Genomic DNA, 22,183 nt, shown 5'->3' on the forward strand with positions numbered 1-22,183 from the left:
CGGAGGTTCCGAGTCACCGCCGGGTGCACTAGCGTCTCTTGCCAAGCGCCGCAGCGGGCGCATCGCCGTCGACGTCGATCCGCCTCCGGCCGTCCCCAGCTCCGCCCGATCGGCTGGTAATCCCGGGATCCCCCTCCTACCGCCTCACCGGTTGGGCAGGATCGTTCCACGAGGAGGTGCCGTCGTGCAGGACACCCGCGCTCTCGCCCTGACATTCGAGGTGAGCGGCCTGCCCCCGGTCAAGACCGAAGCCCTGTCCATCTTCGCCGCCGGCCACCGCCAGGCGACGAGGGTCCGGACCCTCCTCCAGGCGGCCCTGGTGGCGGCCCAGCGTACCGGCTGGACGTCGCTGCCCGGGCCGGTCGAGGTGGACCTGACCCTGCGCTGTCCACCCGGGCACCGCACCTCCGACGCCAGCGGACTGCTGGGCGGGGTCTGCGCGGTGCTCCAGGACAAGAAGCGGGTGTCCAGCATCGGCCTGACCCATCTCGGGGTCCTGGTCGACGTCGCCCTCTACGACGACGACCGGCAGATCCGCCGGCTGTCGTACACCGAGGAGCCGGCCGAGGACTTCTCGTACCAGGTCCGGGTAGCCGCCGTACCCACGGCGGTGTGAGGCATCGCCGCCGTACCCACGGCGGTGTGAGCATCGCCGCCGTATCCACGGTGGTTTGACCGACGGTCGCGGTGGGGTACCGCGGACGCCGACGAAGGGAGCGCCGATGTCGGAGCCACATGTCACGCTCGATCCGAGCGGGCTCGACCCCGTGCAGCGCAAGCTGCGCGGCCCGCTGGAGGATCAGCTGACCTCGGCCCTGCAGGCGGCGACCGGTCGCGTCCGCGCCAGCTACGCCGGCGAGCCGGTCGAGCAGGTGTGCCAACGGCTGCTCGACGAGACCCGCTCCGGCCTGCACCCCGACATCGCGGCCGGCTTCACCCCGGACATGGACGAGTTCTGCCGCGTCGCGGTGGCGATCGTCCGGGGTGAGGTCGGCCAGCCCTGACCGGCGTGCCGGTGACCGCTCAGAAGTGCCGGGTCAGGTCGGTGAAGGCGCCCAGGTGCAGCACTCCGGCGTCGGCCGGGTCCAGCACGTCGTGCTCCAACACCCAGGTGTAGGTGTTGGGGATGAACACCGCGTTCAGCCCGGCGGCCCGCGCGGGCAGGATGTCGGACCTCGGGGAGTTGCCGATCATCCAGGCCCGCACCGGGTCGAAGCCGTGCTCCCGGGTCAGCCACCGGTAGGTCGCCGCGTCCTTCTCGGCGACCACGTGGGTGGCGCGGAAGTGGTGCGCCAGGCCGGACGCCTCGATCTTGCGGCGCTGCTCGGTGTCGTCGCCCTTGGTGAGCAGCAGCAGGTCGTGCCGGCCGGCCAGGTCGGTAAGCGTGTCGGCGACCCCCGGGATCAGCTCGACCTGCCGCTGTTCGAGCGCCCACGCCAGGCCCTCGATCTCCTGCCGTTCCCGGTCGCTGGCCGGCCGGGCACGCAACCGCTCCATGCACTCCCGCAGACTGTTCAGGAACACCCGGCTGCCGTAGCCGTGGGTGACGACGTTTGCCCGTTCGATGTCGTCGAGGATGTGCCGGATCTCGACCCGGTCCAGCGTCGGGTGGTCCAGCCAGTCGAGGAAGTCGTCGATCACCCGCTCGAAGAGGACGTTGTTCTCCCAGAGGGTGTCGTCGGCGTCGAAGACCAGCACCTGCCCGACCGTCCGCTCACCGCCCCCACCGCCGCTGTCGTGGCCCGTCATGCGTCCTCCCCCGTCGTCGGTTCCGGCTGACGAGGGTACGGAACCGACGGCGGAGACGGCACACCGGTTTCTGGTCGGGCCGGCGGTGGCGTGCCGAACAACCCGGCCATGATCAGGGTCTCCCGCTGGTCCTGCCGGTCCGGCCGGAGCCGGCCACCCCGGGTGAGCATCACCATGCCGTGCAGGACGCTCCAGCCGACCTCGGCCAGCGCCTCCGGGTCCCGCCCGGCGGCCAGCGGGGTGAGCGCCGAGCGGAGTTCGGCGAAGACCGCGTGCAGCGCGGGTGGCCCCTCCGGCACGCCGAACGGCAGCTCCGCGGTGAGCAGGAACATCGCGTCGTAGACCTGCGGGTGGGCGTAGGCGAAGTCGAGGTACCGCTGCACCACCCGCGACCAGGCCACCACCGGCCCGTCCCGCTCCACCGCCGGCGGCGGCTCAGCGGACGGCTCGGGCCCGGCCGGCGGGCAGGACGGGGCCGGCGGCGGCTCGGACCCGGCCGGCGGCTCAGCCGGGGTTCGGGCCTCGGTCAGACTCCGGGCCAGTTCGGCGAAGCCGTCGACGGCGACCGCTGCCACGATCGCCTCCCGGCCGCTGAAGTGCTGGTAGATCGTCACCTGGGAGCAGCCCAGCCGGTCGGCCAGCCGCCGGGTGGTGACCCCCTCCCAGCCTTCGGACTCGGCCAGTTCCCGGGCGGCGTCGACGATCCACCGGCCGGACTCCGCCGCCTCCCGTCCTGCTTCGTCACCGGTGGTGACGGGTTCCTCGACGGCTGCAGACACGCGGTGGATGGTAGCCACCCCGGCACCCACAGTCACGGCCTCGATCGGAGATCCGCCACCCGCCGCTCCGGCGCCCGCGGCGTCAGTAGCGGCCGAGCTGCTCGTACGGGCTGAGCACGATGCGCGGCGCGGCAGCCGGATCCAGCCAGGTCAGCACCCGTACCAGGTGGTCGCGGGAGAGGCTGACGCAGCCCGCGGTGGCGTTGCCCGCCGCGGTGCTGAACTGGTGCAGGAAGATGCCGCTGCCGGCGTTCGGCACCGGCTTCGCGACGTTCGGCGGCATGTTGTAGGTGATCACCGCGAAGTGGGTGTACGCCGGCACCTCCTTCCACAGCGCCTCGCTGTAGCCACCCGGGTTCGTGGCGGTGTGCTGGAAGGTGTTGTACGCCGGCGACTTCGGGTTCTCGTTCCACCAGTCGTTGGTGACCAACCGGTGGTACGGGTACCGCACGCCCGGGTCGGCCGAGATGCCGTACATCGTCGGACCGACCGAGTAGACCCCGGTCGGGGTGGTCGCCACCCCCTCGACGTGGTTGTCGCTGAAGCCCTTGGACCCGATCCGGGCCGGCAACGCTGCGGTGACGGGGGTCCAGCGGCCCCGGATCCGCTCGAAGGTCTCCAGGGTGGCGTGGGTGGTCGCGTACCCGTTGCCCGCCACGACCACGACCTGCCGGGTCTGGCTCGGCAGGGTGGTCAGCCGGTCGGCCCGGTTGGCCGGCGTCGGGTCGCCGCGCTTGTCCGACGGGGCGACGGCCGCCCCACCGGCGGACCGGGTCGCGCCGGCGGTGGTCGCGGCACCGGCGGGTACGACCGCTCCGACGGCCGCGCCGAGGATCAACGTCCTTCGTTTCATTCCGGAGATCCTGGCACCCGCCGGGCCCCGACGGAAGCCACCACCCGGCAACGGGTCAGGACCGGGGCCGCAACTCCCCGGTCCTGACCCGCGACGCTCCGGCGCGGCGGCGGATCCCGCCGCCGACACGGCCCGGCGGGGCGTGGCACGCCGCCCACGCCGGGTCCCGACGCCGGGTCGGACCGCTCGCACTCAGCTCCACGGTGCCCGCGCCGGAGGTCGACACGCCCTCGGCCGGCCCCCCGTAGGCCGGCCGTGACGCGGGCATCACGCTAGATCCACCGCGGCCCGCCGGACAAGGTGACCGGTGCCGCCGACGGTGCCGATTCGCGGTATGGGGCGAAACCGGCGTACGGGCGTAACGGGACCGCCACCGGCAGCGCTGTTCGGGTCAGCGCCGCAGGGTGAGGATGAGGTCGAGGACCAGGGCGGTCCAGCCGGTCTGGTGCCAGGCGCCCAGCCCCGCCCCGTTGTCACCGTGGAAGTACTCGGGGAAGGCGATCAGGTCCCGCCAGTCCGGGTGGGTCTGGAAGAGCTGACAGGCGCCGTAGATCGGCCGGCGTCCCCAGCCGTCGCGGGTGAACAGCGAGATCAGCCGGGCCGACAGGTCGTCGGCGATCTCGTCCAGCGACCGTTGCGTCCCGGACCGGGTCGGGTACTCCACCCGCAGGTCGTCACCGAAGAACGCCGCGTAGTCCCGCAGGGCGCTTACCAGCAGGAAGTTGGTGGGCATCCAGATCGGCCCGCGCCAGTTGGAGTTGCCGCCGAAGAGTCCGCTGGTGGACTCGGCCGGCTCGTAGCCGACGCTGAACTCCAACCCGCCGAGGGTCACCGAGAACGGCTTGTCCAGGTGGGCCCGGGAGAGCGTGCGCAGGCCGTACTCGCTGAGGAACTCGTCGGGGTCCAGCATCCGGGCGAGCAGCCGGACGACCTGGTCGGGGCCGACCATGGAGAGCAGCCGCTGCTGACGGCCGTCCGGACCGATCCGCCGGGCGTCCATCACGTGGGCGTACTCCGGACGGTTGGTGAGGAACCACCGGATCCGGGCCCCCAGCTCCGGCAACCTGTCCAGGGTGCCGGCGGTGAGCCGGGTGGTGGCGGCCAACGGCAGCAGCCCGACCACCGAGCGGACCCGCAGCGGGACCTGGCTGCCGTCGGCCAGCCGCAGCACGTCGTAGAAGAACTCGTCCTCGGCGTCCCAGAGCCCCTGGGAGTACGCGGCGGCGGCGATGTAGACGAAGTGCTCGAAGAACTTGCAGGCGGTGTCCACCCAGGTCCGGTCCTGCTCGGCCAGGACGATGGCGATGTCCAGCAGGTTGAGGGCGTACATCGCCATCCAGCCGGTGCCGTCGGACTGCTCCAGCACCCCGGCCACCGGCAGCGCCGCCGAACGGTCGAACGGGCCGACGTTGTCCAGTCCGAGGAAGCCACCCTCGAAGACGTTGTTGCCGCCGGTGTCCTTGCGGTTGACCCACCAGGTGAAGTTGAGCAGCAGCTTGTGCATCACCCGGGCCAGGAACGCGTGGTCGGTGGAGCCGTCGATCTCGAAGACCTTCAGCGCCGCCCAGGCGTGCACCGGCGGGTTCACGTCGCCGAACGCCCACTCGTACGCCGGGATCTGCCCGTTGGGGTGCAGGTACCACTCGCGCAGCAGGAGCAGGATCTGCTCCTTGGCGAAGCCCGGGTCGACCCGGGCGATGCTGACACAGTGGAACGCCAGGTCCCAGGCGGCGTACCAGGGGTACTCCCAGGGGTCGGGCATGGAGATGACGTCGAAGCTGGTCATGTGCCACCAGGCGCTGTTGCGCCCGTGCCGGCGGCCCGCCGGGGGCGGCGCGGCCCCCGGATCGCCGGAGAGCCAGCGGGTGACGTCGAAGTGGTAGAACTGCTTGCCCCACATCAGCCCGGCGATGGCCTGCCGGGCGACCAGCGCCTCGTCGGGGGTGGCCGTGGCCGGGACGACCCCGGCGAAGTAGTGGTTCGCCTCGGCCCGGCGGGCCCACACCGTGGCGTCGAACCCGTCGCCCAGGTCGAGCGCCGGCGCCGCGCCGGTGGCCGGAGGCGGGGCGGTACGGGTGAGCCGCAACCTGATCTGCCGCCGCTCGCCGGCGGGCACCTGCAGGACGTAGTGCAGGGCGCCCTTGGTGCCCTCCCGGGCCGGGTTGACCGTGGCCGCGCCGTTGACCACGTGGTCGTTGATGCCGTCCTTGGGGTACTTCGAGCGGCCGGGCAGCCCCCAGAGCCGCTCGGTGTTGGAGTCGTTGTCGCAGAGCAGCGGGACCGGCTCGCCGTCGCCGGCCAGCACCAGCTGACCGAGGACGTGGTGCTGGCCGACCAGGCGGGCCGGGGTGGCCGGGCCGGCCGGGCCCCGGGAACTGGCCCGTTTGCGGCCCCGGAAGGCCGGCTCGCCGACCAGTCGGGGCACCCGGTCGCTGCCGGGCAGTCCCCACGCCCAGGTGTTGCGGAACCAGAGGCTGGGCAGCACGTGCAGGGTCGCCGCCCGGTCACCCTGGTTGGCCACGGTGACCGTCATGCACAGGTCGGTCGGGGAGGCCTTGGCGTAGTCGACGGTCACCGCCCAGTACCGGTCGTCGTCGAAGATGCCGGTGTCGACCAGCTCGTACTCGGTGTCGTCGCGGCCCCGCGTCGCGTTCACCGAGACCAGCTCGTCGTAGGGGAAGGCGGCCTGCGGGTAGTGGTAGCGCCAGCGCATCCAGGAGTGGGTGGGGGTGGAGTCCTCGTACCACCAGTAGTCCTTGGCGTCCTCGCCGTGGTTGCCGCCGTCACCGCCGAGGCCGAACATCCGCTCCTTGAGGATCGGATCCTCGCCGTTCCACAACGCCAGGCCGAAGCAGAACGTCTGCCGGTCGTCGCAGACGCCTGCCATGCCGTCCTCGTTCCACCGGTAGGCTCGGGAACGCGCGTGGTCGTGGGGGAAGTAGTCCCAGGCCGTGCCGTGTTCGCTGTAGTCCTCCCGTACCGTCCCCCACGCACGTTCGGACAGATAGGGACCCCATGCGCGCCAGGCCTGTTCACCCGAGTCGGCCTGGGCGAGCCGGAGCCGTTCGGCATCGGGGGGCGTCTCACGGGAAGCCGACACGTCAGTGAACATCTGCCTATCTTCGGTGCCGTTGGTGTCCTTGACCACAGCGGCCATTCTCGTCGTGGCGTGTTACACCTCGCCGCCGGTGGAGGAAAGTTGATCGACATCAGTTTCGGGCCCCAGGTCTGTGGTGACGTGACGACCGGCGGCGCGAGCCGCGAGTGGTTGGTCACCGACGGGGTCGGCGGGTACGCCATGGGCACCGTCAGCGGGTTGCGGACCCGCCGCTACCACGGCCTGCTGGTGGTGGCCGGTGACACCCCGGCGACCCGCAACGTCGGTCTGGTGAGCCTGGACCCGGCGGTGCTGCTGCCCTCCGGTGCGCAGGTCCGCCTCGGCGCGCACGAGTGGTCCTCGGGTGAGGTCGACCCGCGCGGCTTCGAGCTGCTGGAGCACTTCGCGCTGATCGACGGCGTGCCCCGGTGGCGCTGGCGGATCGGCGCGACGGTGATCGAGCGGGAGGTGGCGATGCTGCCCGGCCGCTCCTGCGTGGCCGTGGTGCACCGGTTGGTCGCCGGCGGCCCGGTCCAGCTGGACCTGGCCGCCGTCTGCACCTGGCGCGACGCCCACGGCGAACGCCGGTCCGACGGCCCGGACCTGCGGGTGGAGCCGGTCGGGCAGGGCGCGGTGGTCGAGGGGGCGTTCCGGCTCGCCGGTCCGGGCTGGAGCCCGCAGGGGCAGTGGTGGCTCGGGGTGCACCACCGCGAGGAAGCCACCCGGGGCCTGCACCCGGACGAGGACCTCTGGTACGCGGGGCGGTTCTCCGGCGCGCTGGAGCGTCCCGGCGACACCGTCTCGGTGCTGGCCTGGGCCGACCAGCTCGACGTCGAGCCGATGCCGGCCACCGACGTGGTGGCCGCCGCCCGGCGGCGCAACCGGCAGGTGGTGGCGGCCGCGAAGCCGGTCGACGACACCACCGCGACGCTGGCCCTGGCCGCCGACGCGTTCGTGGTCCGCACCGCCGCCGCGCCGGTCGAGGTGGTCGCCGGGTACCCGTGGTTCGGTGCCTGGTCGCGGGACACGATGATCTCCTACGAGGGGCTGTTCCTCTGCACCGGCCGGGCCGACGAGGGGCGCGAGCTGTTGCGTTCGTACGCGGCGACGCTGTCGGAGGGGATGCTCGCCAACACCGCCGACACCGGCCGGGTGGAGTACAACACGGTCGACGCCACGCTGTGGTTCCTGCACGCGGTCAGCCGGCACGTCACCGTCACCGGGGACACCGACCTCGGCGACGAGCTGCTGCCGGCGCTGCACTCGGTGGTCGGGGCCCACCTCGCCGGCACCCGGTACGGCATCGTCGTCGACCCGGCCGACGCGCTGCTCACCGCAGGTGCCCCGGGTGCCGCGCTGACCTGGATGGACGCCCGGGTGTACGGGGTGCCGGTGACCCCGCGGATCGGCAAGCCCGTCGAGGTCAACGCCCTGTGGGTCAACGGTTTGGCCGGGTTGGCGGAGCTGACCGAGCTGGCCGGGCAGGACGCGACCGAGCTGTGGCGGCTGCACGGGCGGGCGCTGGCCTCGTTCCGGCAGCGCTTCCCGGCACCGGAGCTGGGCTGGCTGCACGACGTGGTGGACGCGCCCGCGCCCGCGTACCCGTTGGGAGGTGCCGCGCACCACGACGACGACCTGCTCCGGCCCAACCAGCTGCTGGCCTGGTCGCTGCCGTACGCGCCGCTGGAGCCGGACCCGCAGACGCTGCGGCGGGTGGCCGACGGCCTGCTCACCCCGCTGGGGCCGCGCAGCCTCTCGCCGGACTCCCCCGGCTTCGCCGGCCGGCACCGGGGCGGGCCGGCCGACCGGGACGGCGCGTACCACCAGGGCACCGTCTGGCCGTGGCTTACCGGTCCGTACGCCGACGCCTGCCGGCGGGCCGGGATCGACGTCGACGACCTGTTCACCGGCATCGACGGGCACCTGCGCGAGTACGGGCTGGGTTCGGTGAGCGAGACCGCCGACGGGCTGGCCCCGCACCGGGGCACCGGCTGCCCGTTCCAGGCCTGGTCGGTGGCGGAAACGCTGCGAGTCCGACGGATCGGATAGGGGCGCTTTACACGACCGCAACGGCGGCGTCGCCAGCGGTTATCCGGGCCGCGAAAGGATGGGGGCATTCCACCCGGCCGAGTTGGCCGGCACCCGGTACGGGGTGCCGGCCCGGCCGCCACGGGACAACTCCAAGGGGGCCGCATGTCACCGGACGCCGACGTGATCGACATCCACCCCAACCGCCGGCAGCGCATCCTGATGCTCTCCTGGGAGTACCCTCCGCTGCTGGTCGGCGGCCTCGGCCGGCACGTGCACGCCCTCTCCGTGGCGCTGGTCGCCGCCGGGCACGACGTCACCGTGGTCACCCGGCACACCGAGGGCGCGCCCATCGAGGAGTACGCCGACGGGGTACGCATCGTGCGCGCCGCCGAGGACCCGGTCACCTTCCCACTGGCCACCAGCAGCCTGCTGGCCTGGACGATGGCCTTCAACCACACCCTGACCCGGGCCGCCCTGCGCGCCACCGAAGCCGACAGCTACGACGTCGTGCACGCCCACGACTGGCTGGTCGCGCACACCGCGATCACCCTGGCCGAACACCTGGACCTGCCGCTGGTCACCACGATCCACGCCACCGAGGCCGGCCGGCACCAGGGCTGGCTGCCCGAGGAGATGAACCGCACCATCCACGGCGTCGAGCACTGGCTCAGCACCGCCTCCGGCCGGGTGATCGCCTGCTCCGGGTACATGCGCGAGCAGGTGACGACCCTGTTCGGGGTGCCGGCCGAACGGATCGACGTGGTGGCCAACGGGGTGGACGACCGGGCCTGGCGGGCCCGCCCCCGCGCCGTCGCCTCGGCCCGGGCCCGGTTCGCCGGCGAGGGGCCACTGATCGGGTACGCCGGCCGCCTGGTCTACGAGAAGGGCGTGCAGCACCTCGTGGACGCCGTGGCGCAGTTGCGCGGCCGGCACCCGGGACTGCGGCTGCTGATCGCCGGCGACGGGCCCTACCGGGGCGAGTTGGAGGAGCGGACGCAGCGGCTCGGCCTGGGCGGCAACGTGCACTTCGCCGGGTTCCTCGACAACACCCAGCTACCGGCGGTCCTCGGTGCCACCGACGCGACCGTCGTACCCAGCCTCTACGAGCCGTTCGGCATGGTGGCCCTGGAGGCCGCGGCGGCCGGCGCGCCGCTGGCGGTGGCCCGCACCGGTGGGCTGGCCGAGATCGTCGAGCCCGGCGTCACCGGCGTCACCTTCCCGCACAGCGACCCGTCGGCCCTGGCCGGCGCGGTCGACCAGCTCCTCGGCGACGAGGTCTTCGCCCGCCGGGTCGCCCGCCAGGCCCGCCGCATGGTGGGCCAGCGCTACGGCTGGGCCACCATCGCCGCGCACACCGCGCAGACGTACGCCGTCGCCCGCCGCGAGCACGGCACCACCCAGGCCCGGCGGGTCGCCGAGCTGCCCTCGCCCCGCCGGGCACCGGTCATCCCGACCGGCAACCTGCTCGCCGTCGGTGGCGCCGCCTGCTGAACTCCGCACGCCGGCCGGCCGCTGCCGGCACGATGGCCCAGCGGCTGCGGCCTGGCCTGCGGGTCGCGGCAGCTACCCTCGACGGGTGGAACCGGAACGGTACGACGACACCGACCGACTGCGCGTCTCCGACCGGGAGCGGGAGGAGGTCGTGCAGCTGCTCGGCCAGGCGGCCGCCGAGGGCCGGCTCACCCTCGACGAGTACGCCGACCGGGTGGGCGAGGCGCACGCCTCGCTGACCAGGGGCGAGTTGACCCGGGTGACCCGGAACCTGCCGGACGCACCGGGCCGGGCCGTCGCCCGCCCGACCGACGCGGCCGCGGAACGGCTGCTGGCGGTCTTCGGCAACGAGGTACGCAAGGGCGTCTGGGCGGTACCGGAACGCATCGAGGCCCGCGCCGTCTTCGGTGACTGCCGCATCGAGCTGCACGAGACCGAGCTGCACCGGCGGGTCACCACGATCGACGCCGACGCCATCTTCGGCAACGTCACCGTCGTGGTGCCGGAGGGCACCGACGTCCGGCTGACCGGCTCGGCCGTCTTCGGCTCCAAGCGGTCCAAGCTGTCCGGGCCGGTCGTCCCCGGCGGTCCGGTGATCGAGGTACGCGCCCGGGCGATCTTCGGCGACGTGACCATCCGCCCACCGCGTCGACGCTGGTGGTGACCCTGGTTATGGTGTACGACACGTAGCCGAGGGAGTTCGTGGTGCAGCAGGAGCTGATCGCCGGTCGGTACCGGCTGTTGGACCTGGTCGGCTCCGGCGGCATGGGACGGGTGTGGCGGGCCCGTGACGAGATGCTGCACCGCGACGTGGCGCTGAAGGAGATCATCCCGCCGGTCTGGCTGGCCGAGGCCGAACGCGACGAGATCCGCCTGCGTACGCTGCGGGAGGCCCGCACCGCGGCCCGCCTCGACCACCCCAACGTGGTCCGGATCTACGACGCGCTTGTCGACCGGGACAGCCAGTGGCTGGTCATGGAGTACGTTCCGTCCCGCTCGGTGCAGCAGATCATCGCCGCCGACGGGCCGCTCAGTCCGCCGCACGCCGCGCGGATCGGCCTGGCGGTGCTGACCGCGCTGCGGGTCGCCCACGCCGCCGGGGTGCTGCACCGCGACGTCAAGCCGCACAACGTGCTGGTCACCGAGGGTGGCCGAGTGGTGTTGACCGATTTCGGCCTGGCCACCTTCGTCGGCGGGGACGCCGCGATGACCGGCCCCGGCATGGTGCTCGGCTCCCCGCAGTACGTCGCCCCGGAGCGGGCCCGCACCGGCGCGTCCGACCCGCGCAGCGACCTGTGGTCGCTGGGCGCGACGCTCTACGCGGCGGTCGAGGGCCGATCGCCGTACGCCCGCGCCAGCGCGATGGCCACGTTGAGCGCGCTGGCGGTCGAGCCACCCGACCCGCCCCACCGGGCCGGCCCACTGGAACCGGTACTGGCCGGGCTGCTGCGGCGTGATCCGGCCCGGCGACTCAACGCCGCCGAGGTGGAACCGATGCTGCGCGCCGTGGCCGACGGCGAACCGGCCTCGCCCGGCCCGCCGCCCTCCGGGCCGCCCGCGCCGACCTCCGAGCCGGCATGGGCGGCGCGATCCGGCACGCCCGTCGAGCCGCGGTGGGCCGCCGATGACCGGACGGCCGGGACCACGGTCAGCAACCCGACGCCCGCGCGGCGGCGGGCGACGGTCGCGGTGGTGGCGGCCGTCGTGTTGCTGGCCGGGGCCGGTGGCGCGGTGGCGTTGAGCCGAGCCGGGAACGGGCCGGCCGGGCCGGATCCGGTGGCCGGCCCGCCGCCGACGGCCACGGTTCCGGCCGCACCGACGGCGTTCGCCTGTGCGGGCCCCCCACCGGCCGGTGCGACGCCGGTCCGGCCGATCCCCCCACCGGACGGGGAACTCGCCCTGATCGCCGGCTGGACCTGGCACCTCGACCCGACCGGTTTCCGGATCGCCGTACCGGTCGGCTGGCTGCGCTGGACCGAGGAACCCGACCGACCGGCCACCACGAGCGCCCCGACCCAGCCCGCCGACACCGAGGGTCCCGCACGGACACCGTCCGCGGTGGCCTCCGCGCGACCGGTAGCCGCCACCGCCGCCGGACAACCGGCAAACCCCACCGCCCTCGGCCGACCGGCCGCCGCCACCGCGGAAGAACCGGCAACCACCACCGCCCTCGGCCGACCGGCCGCCGCCGGGTCCGCGCGATCGGTTGCCGCAGTGGATCCGGCCCGGGCCGGCACGACGCCGGTGACCTGTTTCCGGGAGCCGGGTGGGTCGCGGCTGCTCAGCATCGCCCCGGGGGCGGCACCGGCCGACCCGGTGCGATACTGGCGGGCCGAGGAACGCCGGTTGACCCAGGCCGGCCTGCTGCGTGACTACGAACAGATCGACATCTCCGGGCTGGACCTGTTCGCCGGTGGCGCACTGTGGGAGTGCCGCTGGCGCGACGCGCGCGGCGAGCAGGTGCACTCGTCGCGGCTGTTGGTCACCGTCTCCACCGGGCGGGCCTACACGGTCGCCTGGCAGACCAATGAATTCGACTGGCAGGTGAACACGCCGTACCTCCTGATGATCCGGCAGAGCTTCCGCCCCACCCCCTAGCAACGCGGCACCCCACCCCACCCCACCCACCCCCGCCTCCCTCCCCCACCCCCGCCAAGGCGGGCGTCGAAGTGAATCTTGGACATTTACCGTTCTATTTGGACGGTAAGTGTCCAAGATCTGAACCCCGACCGGGTACGGAGGGAGAGCAAGGCGTATCAGTCGCGGGAGGGGGCGGGAGCGGGGGCGTTCGACGGGTCGGAGTTGGTGGTGGTGACCGGGAATCCGTCGAGCCGGCGAGGAGTCGACAGCAGGCCGGTGATTGGACGAAAGTGGCCCCTGAGGGCGCGACACCCTGCCTATCGCAGATGCCTCACAAGCCCGCAAAAAGCGCAGTTTGGTGCAAGATGGTTCGGTCAGATCCTTCAGCCCGGCCGGAGCCTGAGCGGACCCGACCGAGGCTTACCGGAGTCGTCCATCCTGGACCCGAGCGATCCCCCTCGACGTCGACCCGACACTGTGGCGTAGGTTGTGGATCAAGCTTTTTGGGGAGGGTGACGCGAGATGATGGGACCGTCCCACGCGCTGTCCGGCGCGGCGGTGTGGCTGGCCGGCTCGTGGGGGCTGTACCAGTTCGCCGACTACGAGCAGTCGCCGCTCGCGCTCGCCGTCGGGACCGCGGTCTGCGCCGGTGGCGCGCTCTTTCCCGACCTGGACCTCTCCGGCAAGGTCACCCGCAACCAGGGCGGCGCGACCGTCGCCCGGACCTTCGGCGTGGTCAGCCTCTTCGCCGCCGAGGTGATGGAGAAGATCTCGCTGGGCGTCTACTACGCCACCAAGTTGAGCAAGGATCCCAAGCGCAACAACGGCCACCGTACGCTTACCCACACCATCCCGTTCACCGTCCTGGTCGGCTGGGGCACCACCTGGCTCTGCGCCACGTACGGCAAGTGGGCCGTGATCGGGATCCTGTTCTTCATGATCGGTCTGGCTCTGCGCGGGTTGTTCGACAAGTGGGCCGAACGGGCCGGCTGGGTGATCGTGACCCTGGTGTCGGCCGCCGCCGCCTGGTTCACCTTCGCCAACCTCCCCGGTGACCGGGGGTATCCGCTGCTCGGGCTGGCGATGGGGGTGGGCTGTTTCGTGCACATCCTCGGCGACATGATCACCCGGGCCGGGGTGCCGATCCTCTGGCCGATCCCGATCAAGCGTCGGATGTGGACGCCGATCCGGCTGCCGAGCAAATTCGCCCTGCGTACCGGCAGCAAGACCGAGACGGTCGTGCTGCGTTCGATCATGACTGTCGTCGTGGTGCTCTCCGCGATCGGCCTGGTCGCCCCCTCGGTGCTGGAGCGGTTCACCACCGAGCTGTGACCCCCGCCCGGCCCGCGCCGGGACGCACCGGGACACGCCGCCCCAGGTCGGGAGGTGTCCTACCGGTCGACGGAGCCGGCTCCGTCGACCGGTTGCGAACATCCGTCATCCGCTATTGACGTCCCGGTAACACGTGGCCTAGTTTCTGTCGAAACGCTTCGACGAACCGCTTCGACAGGTGGTCCGGGGCCGGCCCGACCGGGCCGGTGGCGGGGCGGACCGGGAGGTGCGCGATGGCGAACATGCAGGATGTCGCCCGTCTCGCCCAGGTCTCGGTCAGCACCGTGTCGTACGTGCTCACCGGCGCCCGCCCGATCTCCGCGGCCACCCGGGAGAAGGTCCGCGCCGCCATGGCCGAGCTGGGTTACCAGCCGCACGCGATGGCTCGGGGGCTGGCCAGCCGGCGCAGCCGGATCCTCGGGCTGCTGCTGCCGATCGACGAGCGCGGCCTCGGGGCGACCGAGACGGCCTTCGTCACCGGCGCCGCGACCGCGGCCAGCGCGGCCGGCTACCACCTGGTGCTCTCCCCCGTCGACGCCGGTGACCTCGACGGGCTGCGCCAGCTGGCCAGTCAGCGGATGCTCGACGGGGTGCTGCTGATGGAGGTGCAGCTCGACGACCCACGGGTCGGGGTCCTGCGCTCAGCCGGCGTCCCGGTGGTGCTGATCGGGCGTACCGCCGACACCACCGGCCTTTCGTACGTCGACATCGACTTCGACCGTACGGTGCACGACGCCGTCGGGTACCTGGCCGACCTCGGGCACCGGCGCATCGTCTACGTCAACCACTCGGCCACCGCGATCACCGAGGGCTACGGTCCGGCACTGCGCTCCCGGGACGCCTTCGCCACCGCGACGGCCGGTCGCCGCATCGAGCCGGTGATGATCCCGGCCGAGGACAGCCCGGGCGGTGGCCGGGCGGCGCTGGCCAGCGCCTTCGACCGGGCCCCCGAACTCACCGCCGTGCTGGCCATGAACGAGAGCGCGGTCTTCGGCATCCTCGGTGGGCTCGCCGCGCACGGCCGTACGGTCCCCGACGACGTCTCGGTGGTCTCGATGGTCACCTCGCCGCAGGTGGCCGAGTTGGCCACCCCCGCGCTGACCACGATGACCTCACCGGGCACGGCGGTGGGGCGGATCGCCGTCGAGCAGCTGCTGCGCCACCTCGGTGCCGGGAGCACCGACAGCGCCGGGAGCACCGGGAGCACCGACAGCGCCGAGATCCACCAGCAGTTGCTGCCCTGCACCTTGGAGGTCCGCGGCTCCACCGGACCACCACCGACCCTGACACCCGCACCGACCGGCCGGCGCAGCGCGCACCCATGACGACCGGGCCCGCGCCGCGACGCGACGACGGGCCAGCGCCGCACCGACCCGACCCGACCCGACACCCACGAGGAGAATGCTGATGCGACGACTGCGTACCCTCGCCGCGATGGTGGCGCTGGCCACCCTGACGGCCGGCACCCTCACCGCCTGCGGTGGTGACGACGACGCCGGCGACGCCAACGTGCTCAAGCTCTGGCACTACGAGGGCGAGAACAGCGCGATGAGCATCGCCTGGGACCGGGCGATCGAGGTGTTCAAGGACGAACACCCCGGCGTCGAGGTCCGCTTCGAGCGCAAGGCGTTCGAACAGATCCAGCAGAACGCGGCGATGATCATCAACTCGTCCGAGGGCCCGGACGTGATGGAGTACAACAAGGGCAACGCCACCTCGGGACTGCTGTCCAAGCAGGGCCTGCTCACCGACCTGACGGCCGAGGCGACCGAACGGGGTTGGGACAAGGCCCTCAGCCCCAGTCTGCAGACCACCGCCCGGTACGACGACAAGGGCGTGATGGGCTCCGGCAACTGGTACGGGGTGCCGAACTACGGCGAGTACGTGATGGTCTACTACAACAAGGACCTCTTCGCCGAACACCAGGTGGCGGTGCCGACCACCCTCGCCGAGCTGACCGCGGCGATGGACACCTTCGTCGCCAAGGGCATCGTGCCGCTGGGCACCGCCGGCGCCGAGTACCCGGCCGGGCAGCTGTTCTACCAGCTCGCGCTCGCCGGAGCCGACCGTTCCTTCGTCGACGACTACCAGCTCTACCGCAACCCGGTCGACTTCGGCAGCGGCCCGCTGCGCGACGGTGCGCAGACCTTCGCCGACTGGGTCCGCAAGGGTTACGTCGCCAAGGACTCGGCCAGCGCCAAGGCCGAGGACATGGGCACCGCGTTCATCGCCGGGAAGACCCCGATGATCGTCTCCGGCAGTTGGTGGTTCGGCCGGTTCGCCACCGAGATGAAGGCCGACTGGGACACCTTCCTGTTCCCCGGCAACACCCTGCACGCCGGTTCGTCGGGCAACCTGTGGGTGGTGCCGGCCACCAGTAAGGCCAAGGACCTGGCGTACGACTTCATCGACATCACCATGCGACCGGAGATCCAGGCGCTGATCGGCAACAACGGCGGCGTCCCGGTTGCCGGCGACCCGGCGACCATCACCGACGCCAGGGGCCGCAAGCTGGTGGAGAGCTTCAACGCCGTCAGCGCCGCCGACGGGCTGGCCTTCTATCCGGACTGGCCGGTGCCCGGCTACTACGACGTGCTGGTCTCCGGCTTCCAGAGCCTGATCAACCAGTCGAAGTCCCCGGCCGAGGTGCTCGACGCCATCGCGAAGCCGTACGCCGAGGGCGTGGCGGAGATCCGACGCGGCTGACCGACCACGGGCGGGCGGGCCGACGGCTCGCCCGCCCGGCACCGGAGGGACCCTGATGGCCGTACCCCGATCCCCCGTCGCGCCGGAGAGGCGCCCGCCGCGTCGCGGCACCGCCCGCCGGGGCCGCGACGGCACGTACTGGCTCTACCTGATCCCCGGCGCGGTGTTGTTCGCGCTGGTCATCGGTGGCCCGTTGCTGTTCACCGGTTACCTGTCGCTCACCCGCTGGTCGGGCATCGGCGACCCGAGTTTCGTGGGCCTGGAGAACTACCGGCGGCTCCTCGACGACCAGGTGTTCTGGTTGTCGTTCCGCAACACCCTGTCGATGATCGTGGCGATGGTGCTGGTCCCCACCGCACTCGGGCTGCTGCTGGCCACCGTCCTGTTCGACACCATCGGTCGACGGTTCCGGCCGCGTACCGCCGCCGCCCTGCGGGCCGCGTTCTACCTGCCCCAGGTCCTGCCGGTGGTGGTCGCCGGCATCGTGTGGGGGTGGATCCTGCGCCCCGACGGGGCGCTCAACGGGCTGCTCACCGCGGTCGGCCTGGACGGGCTGCGCCACGACTGGCTGGGTGACCCGGACACCGCCCTGCCGGCGGTGCTGGGGGTGATGATCTGGGTGCAGATCGGCTACCCGGTGGTGGTCTTCATGGCCGCGTTGCAGCGGGTCGACCCCGAGCTGTACGAGGCGGCGGAGCTGGACGGGGCCGGCTGGTGGCACCGGTTCCGGGCGATCACCCTGCCGCAGATCCGGCCGGAGACCTTCGTGGTGGCACTCACCTGCACGATCGCCGCGATGAAGGTGTTCGGCCCGATCTACGCGCTGACCCGGGGCGGGCCGGAGAACGCCACGATCGTGCCGTCGTACTTCGCGTACCACACCTTCTTCAACAAGCTCCAGGTCGGCTACGGCTCGGCGATCTCGACAGTCCTCACCGCGATCATCGTGCTGGTGGCGTTGGTCGTCCTGGCCGCCCAACGCCGCGCCGAGCGTGCCGACGGAGGCAGCTGATGTCCCTCACCACCGCACCGGGCGGCACCCCGGTCGACACCGCGCCGCGGGCCCGTACCCGGGACCCCCGCCGGCACGGCTCCGGCGGCTGGCTGGCGCTCGGCCTGGTCAGCGCCGCCGCGCTGCTGATGCTGGTGCCGTTGGCCATCATGCTGCTCAACGCGTTCAAACCGCCGGGGCAGTACTCCACCGAGGGGCCGCTGAGCTGGCCGACGGAGTTCTACACCGACGGCCTGCGGGCGTACTGGACGCGGGTGGACTTCCCACTGAAGCTGTGGAACTCGACGCTGATCGCCGGCTCGGTGGCGGTCTTCGCGGTGGCGGTGTCGCTGCTCAACGCGTACGCGCTGGGTATCGGTCGGGTCCGCGGCCGGCTGACGATCGTGGGCCTGTTCCTGCTGGCGAACATGCTGCCGCAGGAGTCGCTCGTCTACCCGCTGTACTACCTGGCCAAGGAGGTCGGCCTCTACAACACCCGACTCGCCGTGATCATCATCTTCACCGTCATCCAGAGCGCGTTCGGCACGTACCTGCTCGCCTCGGTGCTCGGCACCTTCCCGCGTAGCCTGCTGGAGGCGGCGGCGTTGGACGGGGCCGGCTCCTGGACGATCCTGCGCCGGGTCGTGCTGCCCAACGTCCGCCCGACCCTCGCGGTGCTGCTGGTCTTCTTCTTCGTCTGGACCTGGAACGAGTTCCTGATCCCGCTGGTGATGCTGATCGACAACCAGACCCAGACGATCCCGGTGGCCCTGGCGTCGTTGCAGGGCGACCGGCTGATGGACGCCCCCACGACGAACGCCGGGGCGCTGGTCAGCCTCGTCCCGGCGATCGTCTTCTTCCTCATCTTCCAACGCACGCTGAGCCGCGGCATCACCGTAGGAGCCGAGAAGTGAAGTTCACCGACGGGTACTGGCAGCTGCGTCCCGGGGTCAGCGTGCTGCGCCCCCGGGTCGTCGAATCGGTGGAGGTCGAGGAGCGCGGCTTCACCGTGTACGCCCCCACCGGGGCCATCAACGGACGCGGTGACACCCTCAACCGGCCGGTCGTGACGGTACGGTTCTTCTCCCCCGCCGCCGGCGTGGTGGGGGTGACCATCGGACACCACGCCGGCGGGCTGCCCCGCGAGCCGCGGTTCGGGCTGCACACCGGCACGGACCACCCGGTCACCGTCGACGTCACCGGGTTGACCGCCTCGTTGACCACCGGTGGGCTGACCGTCCGGGTCCGGCTGGTCGACGCCTGGCAGGTGGACTTCCTGCGCGGCGACGAGGTGGTCACCTCGTCCACCGAGCGCAGCGTCGGGGTGGTCACCGACGGCCAGGGTCGCGCGTTCGTGCACGACCGGTTGGCCCTCGGCGTCGGCGAGACCATCTACGGCCTGGGCGAGCGGTTCGGCACGTACGTCAAGAACGGTCAGGTGGTCGACGTCTGGAACGCCGACGGCGGCACCGCCAGCGAGCAGGCGTACAAGAACGTGCCGTTCTATCTCAGCAGCGCCGGCTACGGTCTCTTCGTCGACCACCCGGAGCACGTCTCCTTCGAGGTCGGCTCCGAGGTGGTGTCGCAGACCCAGTTCAGTGTGGCCGGACAGTCGCTCACCTACCACGTGATCGACGGGCCGACCGGCAAGGACGTGCTGCGCCGGTACACCGCGCTGACCGGCCGGCCGGCCCGGGTACCTGCCTGGTCGTACGGGCTCTGGCTGTCCACCTCCTTCACCACCTCGTACGACGAGAAGACGGTCACCGAGTTCATCGACGGGATGGCCGAACGGGACCTGCCGCTGTCGGTGTTCCACTTCGACTGTTTCTGGATGCGCCAGTTCCACTGGGTCGACTTCATCTGGGACCCGCAGACCTTCCCCGACCCGGCGGGAATGCTGCGCCGGCTGCACGAGCGGGGTCTGAAGGTCTGCGTCTGGATCAACCCGTACATCGCCCAGCGGTCGTACCTGTTCGAGGAGGGCCGGCAGGCCGGCTACCTGGTACGCAACCCGGACGGCTCGGTCTGGCAGTGGGACAAGTGGCAGGCCGGGATGGCGCTTGTCGACTTCACCAACCCCGACGCGGTCGCCTGGTACGCCGGCAAGCTGAAGGCCCTGCTGGACATGGGGGTGGACTGCTTCAAGACCGACTTCGGCGAGCGGATCCCCACCGACGTGGTGTGGCACGACGGCGCGGACCCGCAGCGGATGCACAACTACTACTCGTACCTCTACAACCGGGCCGTCTTCGAGCTGCTGGAGCGCGAACGGGGCGAGGGTGAGGCGGTGCTCTTCGCCCGCTCGGCCACCGCTGGCGGACAGCAGTTCCCGGTGCACTGGGGCGGCGACTGCGAGTCGACCTTCGTGGCGATGGCCGAGTCGCTGCGCGGCGGGCTCTCCCTGGCCGCCTCCGGCTTCGGCTACTGGAGCCACGACATCGGCGGCTTCGAGGGCACCCCCGATCCGGCGGTGTTCAAGCGCTGGATCGCCTTCGGGCTGCTCTCCTCGCACTCCCGGCTGCACGGCTCCGGCTCGTACCGGGTGCCGTGGGCCTACGACGCCGAGGCGGTGGACGTGCTGCGCCACTTCACCCGGCTCAAGCTCGCCCTGATGCCGTACCTGGCGGCGGTCGCCGAGCAGGCGCACACCGAGGGGCTGCCGATGATGCGGCCGATGATCCTGGAGTTCCCGGACGACCCGGCGGTGGCGCACCTGGACCGGCAGTACCTGCTCGGCCCGGACGTGCTGGTCGCGCCGGTGATGCGCGCCGACGGCCGGGTCACGTACTACCTGCCGGCCGGCACCTGGACCAACCTGCTCAGCGGTCAGCGGCTGACCGGACCGGGGTGGGTGACCGAGGAGCACGACTTCTTCGGCGTGCCGGTGCTGGCCCGCCCCGGCGCGGTGCTCCCGTTCGGTACGGTCTCGGACCGACCGGACTACCCGTGGGCCGACGGCGTACGGCTGCGGCTCTACGCTCCCACCGAGGGACAACGCACCCGGGTACGCGTACCCGCGCCGGACGGCGGGCCGGGAGCGGAGTTCGAGGTGACCTACGACGGTCAGGTGGCGGGCGTCTCGTTGATCTCCGGGGAGTCATCGGGGTACACCTGTGAGGTTGTGAAGGCGGAAGGACAGTAGATGACAGCGCGCAGTTTTCCCGAGGGTTTCCTGTGGGGTTCGGCCACGGCGTCGTACCAGATCGAGGGAGCGGCCACCGAGGACGGGCGGGGGCCGTCGATCTGGGACACCTACAGCCACACCCCCGGCCGGACCCTGAACGGGGACACCGGTGACGTGGCGGCCGACCACTACCACCGGTGGGCCGAGGACCTGGACCACCTCAAGGAGTTGGGGCTCGGCGCGTACCGGTTCTCGATCGCCTGGCCCCGGGTGCAGCCCGGCGGTTCGGGGGCGTTCAACCAGGCAGGCATCGACTTCTACTCCCGGCTGACCGACCGGCTGCTGGAGCTGGGCATCCAGCCGGTGGCCACCATGTACCACTGGGACCTGCCGCAGGAGTTGGAGGACGCCGGCGGCTGGCCGGCCCGGGACACCGCGCTGCGTTTCCAGGAGTACGCCGCCGGCATCGTCGGCGCGCTCGGCGACCGGGTGCACACCTGGAGCACCCTGAACGAGCCGTGGTGCTCGGCGTACCTCGGTTACGCCTCCGGGGTGCACGCGCCGGGGCGCACCGAACCGGCGGCGGCGCTGGCCGCCGTACACCATCTCAACCTGGCGCACGGTCTGGCCGGTCGGGTGGTGCGCGAGCTGGCACCGGCCGCGCAGCTGTCGGTGACGCTGAACCTGCACGTGATCCGGCCGGCGTCGGACTCGGCCGCCGACGCCGACGCGGTCCGGCGCATCGACGCGCTGGCCAACCGGGCGTTCCTCGGGCCGATGCTCGACGGCGCCTACCCGGCGGACCTGCTCGCCGACACCGCCGAGGTCACCGACTGGTCGTTCGTGCGTGACGGCGACGAGCAGACCGCCGCGGTGCCGCTGGACGTGCTCGGGGTGAACTACTACTCCACCACCCTGGTCCGCGCCTGGGACGGCGTCGCGGCCCGCTCGGACAACGACGGGCACGGCCGCTCGGCGCACACCCCGTGGGTGGGCGCCGGTGACGTGGACTTCCTGCCGCAGCCCGGCCCGTACACCGCGATGGGCTGGAACATCGACCCGAGCGGGATGACCGAGCTGCTGCTGCGGCTCAGCCGGGAGTACCCGAACCAGCCGATGATGATCACCGAGAACGGGGCGGCCTTCGCCGACGAGGTCTCGGCCGACGGACGGATCCACGACGAGCCCCGGGTCGACTACCTGTACCGGCACATCGACGCGGTGGGCGAGGCCGTCGACGGCGGCGCGGACGTGCGCGGCTACTTCGTCTGGTCGCTGCTTGACAACTTCGAGTGGGGCTACGGCTACGACCGCCGCTTCGGCATCATCCGGGTCGACTACGACACCCAGGTACGCACCTGGAAGGACAGCGCCCACTGGTACCGCCGCCTGGCCACCACCGGAGTCCTCCCGGATCGGAAACTCGACTAACCCCGCCGCCTTCCGC

Annotated in this window: 17 protein-coding genes; 13 read left to right on the forward strand and 4 right to left on the reverse strand. The window is 72.0% G+C overall.

Translation table 11 applies throughout. The features are described from left to right. The first annotated feature begins 184 nt into the window (after nt 1-184). A complete protein-coding gene (locus ACN28G_RS15360) occupies nt 185-616 on the forward strand; it encodes a hypothetical protein (RefSeq protein ID WP_091440258.1) in 432 nt (143 codons plus the stop codon). A 106-nt stretch (nt 617-722) separates the two neighbouring features. After that, nucleotides 723-1,004, forward strand: a complete 282-nt coding sequence (locus tag ACN28G_RS15365) for a hypothetical protein (protein WP_091440263.1) — start codon at nt 723-725, stop codon at nt 1,002-1,004. Between the two features lie 19 nt (nt 1,005-1,023). Here ACN28G_RS15365 and ACN28G_RS15370 read toward each other — a convergent pair whose 3' ends face one another. The 4 genes from ACN28G_RS15370 to ACN28G_RS15385 all read right to left on the reverse strand — a co-directional run bounded on the left by ACN28G_RS15370 (nt 1,024) and on the right by ACN28G_RS15385 (nt 6,493). Then, nucleotides 1,024-1,749: an HAD family hydrolase gene (locus ACN28G_RS15370; RefSeq protein ID WP_091440266.1), complete on the reverse strand. Its 726-nt coding sequence runs from the start codon at nt 1,747-1,749 to the stop codon at nt 1,024-1,026. Beyond that, the gene (locus ACN28G_RS15375; RefSeq protein ID WP_421479493.1) at nt 1,746-2,528 is read right to left on the reverse strand and encodes a TetR/AcrR family transcriptional regulator; all 783 of its coding nucleotides are present in this window, start codon (nt 2,526-2,528) and stop codon (nt 1,746-1,748) included. The genes ACN28G_RS15370 and ACN28G_RS15375 overlap by 4 nt, the downstream gene beginning before the upstream one ends. Nucleotides 2,529-2,610: 82 nt before the next feature. Beyond that, a complete protein-coding gene (locus ACN28G_RS15380; RefSeq protein WP_421479494.1) occupies nt 2,611-3,381 on the reverse strand; it encodes a L,D-transpeptidase family protein in 771 nt (256 codons plus the stop codon). Nucleotides 3,382-3,772: 391 nt separating this feature from the next. After that, the gene (locus tag ACN28G_RS15385; RefSeq protein WP_229688191.1) at nt 3,773-6,493 is read right to left on the reverse strand and encodes an MGH1-like glycoside hydrolase domain-containing protein; all 2,721 of its coding nucleotides are present in this window, start codon (nt 6,491-6,493) and stop codon (nt 3,773-3,775) included. Between the two features lie 87 nt (nt 6,494-6,580). On the opposite strand from ACN28G_RS15385, the gene ACN28G_RS15390 reads away from it, so the two are divergent. From ACN28G_RS15390 to ACN28G_RS15440, 11 genes are all read left to right on the forward strand, one after another. Continuing rightward, entirely contained in the window at nt 6,581-8,527 is a 1,947-nt protein-coding gene (locus ACN28G_RS15390; protein ID WP_091446673.1) for an amylo-alpha-1,6-glucosidase, read from the forward strand. Nucleotides 8,528-8,671: 144 nt separating this feature from the next. Further along, entirely contained in the window at nt 8,672-10,000 is a 1,329-nt protein-coding gene (locus tag ACN28G_RS15395; protein ID WP_421479495.1) for a glycosyltransferase family 4 protein, read from the forward strand. An 85-nt stretch (nt 10,001-10,085) separates the two neighbouring features. Beyond that, entirely contained in the window at nt 10,086-10,664 is a 579-nt protein-coding gene (locus tag ACN28G_RS15400) for a DUF1707 SHOCT-like domain-containing protein (RefSeq protein ID WP_421479496.1), read from the forward strand. A gap of 101 nt (nt 10,665-10,765) precedes the next feature. Then, nucleotides 10,766-12,598: a protein kinase domain-containing protein gene (locus ACN28G_RS15405; protein WP_421480918.1), complete on the forward strand. Its 1,833-nt coding sequence runs from the start codon at nt 10,766-10,768 to the stop codon at nt 12,596-12,598. 504 nt (nt 12,599-13,102) lie between these two features. Next, nucleotides 13,103-13,912 (forward strand): metal-dependent hydrolase, encoded by an 810-nt coding sequence (locus ACN28G_RS15410; RefSeq protein ID WP_091440283.1) that lies wholly within the window; start codon nt 13,103-13,105, stop codon nt 13,910-13,912. A gap of 233 nt (nt 13,913-14,145) precedes the next feature. Further along, nucleotides 14,146-15,237, forward strand: a complete 1,092-nt coding sequence (locus ACN28G_RS15415) for a LacI family DNA-binding transcriptional regulator (protein WP_421479497.1) — start codon at nt 14,146-14,148, stop codon at nt 15,235-15,237. An 82-nt stretch (nt 15,238-15,319) separates the two neighbouring features. Continuing rightward, the gene (locus tag ACN28G_RS15420; RefSeq protein ID WP_091446674.1) at nt 15,320-16,618 is read left to right on the forward strand and encodes an ABC transporter substrate-binding protein; all 1,299 of its coding nucleotides are present in this window, start codon (nt 15,320-15,322) and stop codon (nt 16,616-16,618) included. 55 nt (nt 16,619-16,673) lie between these two features. Beyond that, nucleotides 16,674-17,630, forward strand: coding sequence for a carbohydrate ABC transporter permease (locus ACN28G_RS15425; protein ID WP_091440291.1), 957 nt, complete (start codon nt 16,674-16,676; stop codon nt 17,628-17,630). Further along, a complete protein-coding gene (locus tag ACN28G_RS15430; protein ID WP_091440295.1) occupies nt 17,630-18,523 on the forward strand; it encodes a carbohydrate ABC transporter permease in 894 nt (297 codons plus the stop codon). Before ACN28G_RS15425 ends, ACN28G_RS15430 begins: the two co-directional genes overlap by 1 nt. Further along, nucleotides 18,520-20,754, forward strand: a complete 2,235-nt coding sequence (gene yicI, locus ACN28G_RS15435) for an alpha-xylosidase (RefSeq protein WP_421479498.1) — start codon at nt 18,520-18,522, stop codon at nt 20,752-20,754. The genes ACN28G_RS15430 and yicI overlap by 4 nt, the downstream gene beginning before the upstream one ends. Further along, on the forward strand, nt 20,755-22,167 hold the full coding sequence (locus ACN28G_RS15440) for a GH1 family beta-glucosidase (protein ID WP_421479499.1): 1,413 nt from the start codon (nt 20,755-20,757) through the stop codon (nt 22,165-22,167). Nucleotides 22,168-22,183 lie beyond the last annotated feature (16 nt).

It is taken from the genome of Micromonospora sp. WMMA1923 (genome assembly GCF_049179195.1).
Classification (GTDB): Bacteria; Actinomycetota; Actinomycetes; order Mycobacteriales; family Micromonosporaceae; genus Micromonospora; species Micromonospora yangpuensis.

Coding starts and splice junctions, on each gene's coding strand:
- ACN28G_RS15365 (WP_091440263.1), top strand. CDS start 723: ATGTCGGAGCCACATGTCACGCTCGATCCGAGCGGGCTCGACCCCGTG.
- ACN28G_RS15370 (WP_091440266.1), bottom strand. CDS start 1,749: ATGACGGGCCACGACAGCGGCGGTGGGGGCGGTGAGCGGACGGTCGGG.
- ACN28G_RS15380 (WP_421479494.1), bottom strand. CDS start 3,381: ATGAAACGAAGGACGTTGATCCTCGGCGCGGCCGTCGGAGCGGTCGTA.
- ACN28G_RS15385 (WP_229688191.1), bottom strand. CDS start 6,493: ATGTTCACTGACGTGTCGGCTTCCCGTGAGACGCCCCCCGATGCCGAA.
- ACN28G_RS15395 (WP_421479495.1), top strand. CDS start 8,672: ATGTCACCGGACGCCGACGTGATCGACATCCACCCCAACCGCCGGCAG.
- ACN28G_RS15405 (WP_421480918.1), top strand. CDS start 10,766: ATGGGACGGGTGTGGCGGGCCCGTGACGAGATGCTGCACCGCGACGTG.
- ACN28G_RS15410 (WP_091440283.1), top strand. CDS start 13,103: ATGATGGGACCGTCCCACGCGCTGTCCGGCGCGGCGGTGTGGCTGGCC.
- ACN28G_RS15415 (WP_421479497.1), top strand. CDS start 14,146: ATGGCGAACATGCAGGATGTCGCCCGTCTCGCCCAGGTCTCGGTCAGC.
- ACN28G_RS15420 (WP_091446674.1), top strand. CDS start 15,320: ATGCGACGACTGCGTACCCTCGCCGCGATGGTGGCGCTGGCCACCCTG.
- ACN28G_RS15425 (WP_091440291.1), top strand. CDS start 16,674: ATGGCCGTACCCCGATCCCCCGTCGCGCCGGAGAGGCGCCCGCCGCGT.
- ACN28G_RS15430 (WP_091440295.1), top strand. CDS start 17,630: ATGTCCCTCACCACCGCACCGGGCGGCACCCCGGTCGACACCGCGCCG.
- ACN28G_RS15440 (WP_421479499.1), top strand. CDS start 20,755: ATGACAGCGCGCAGTTTTCCCGAGGGTTTCCTGTGGGGTTCGGCCACG.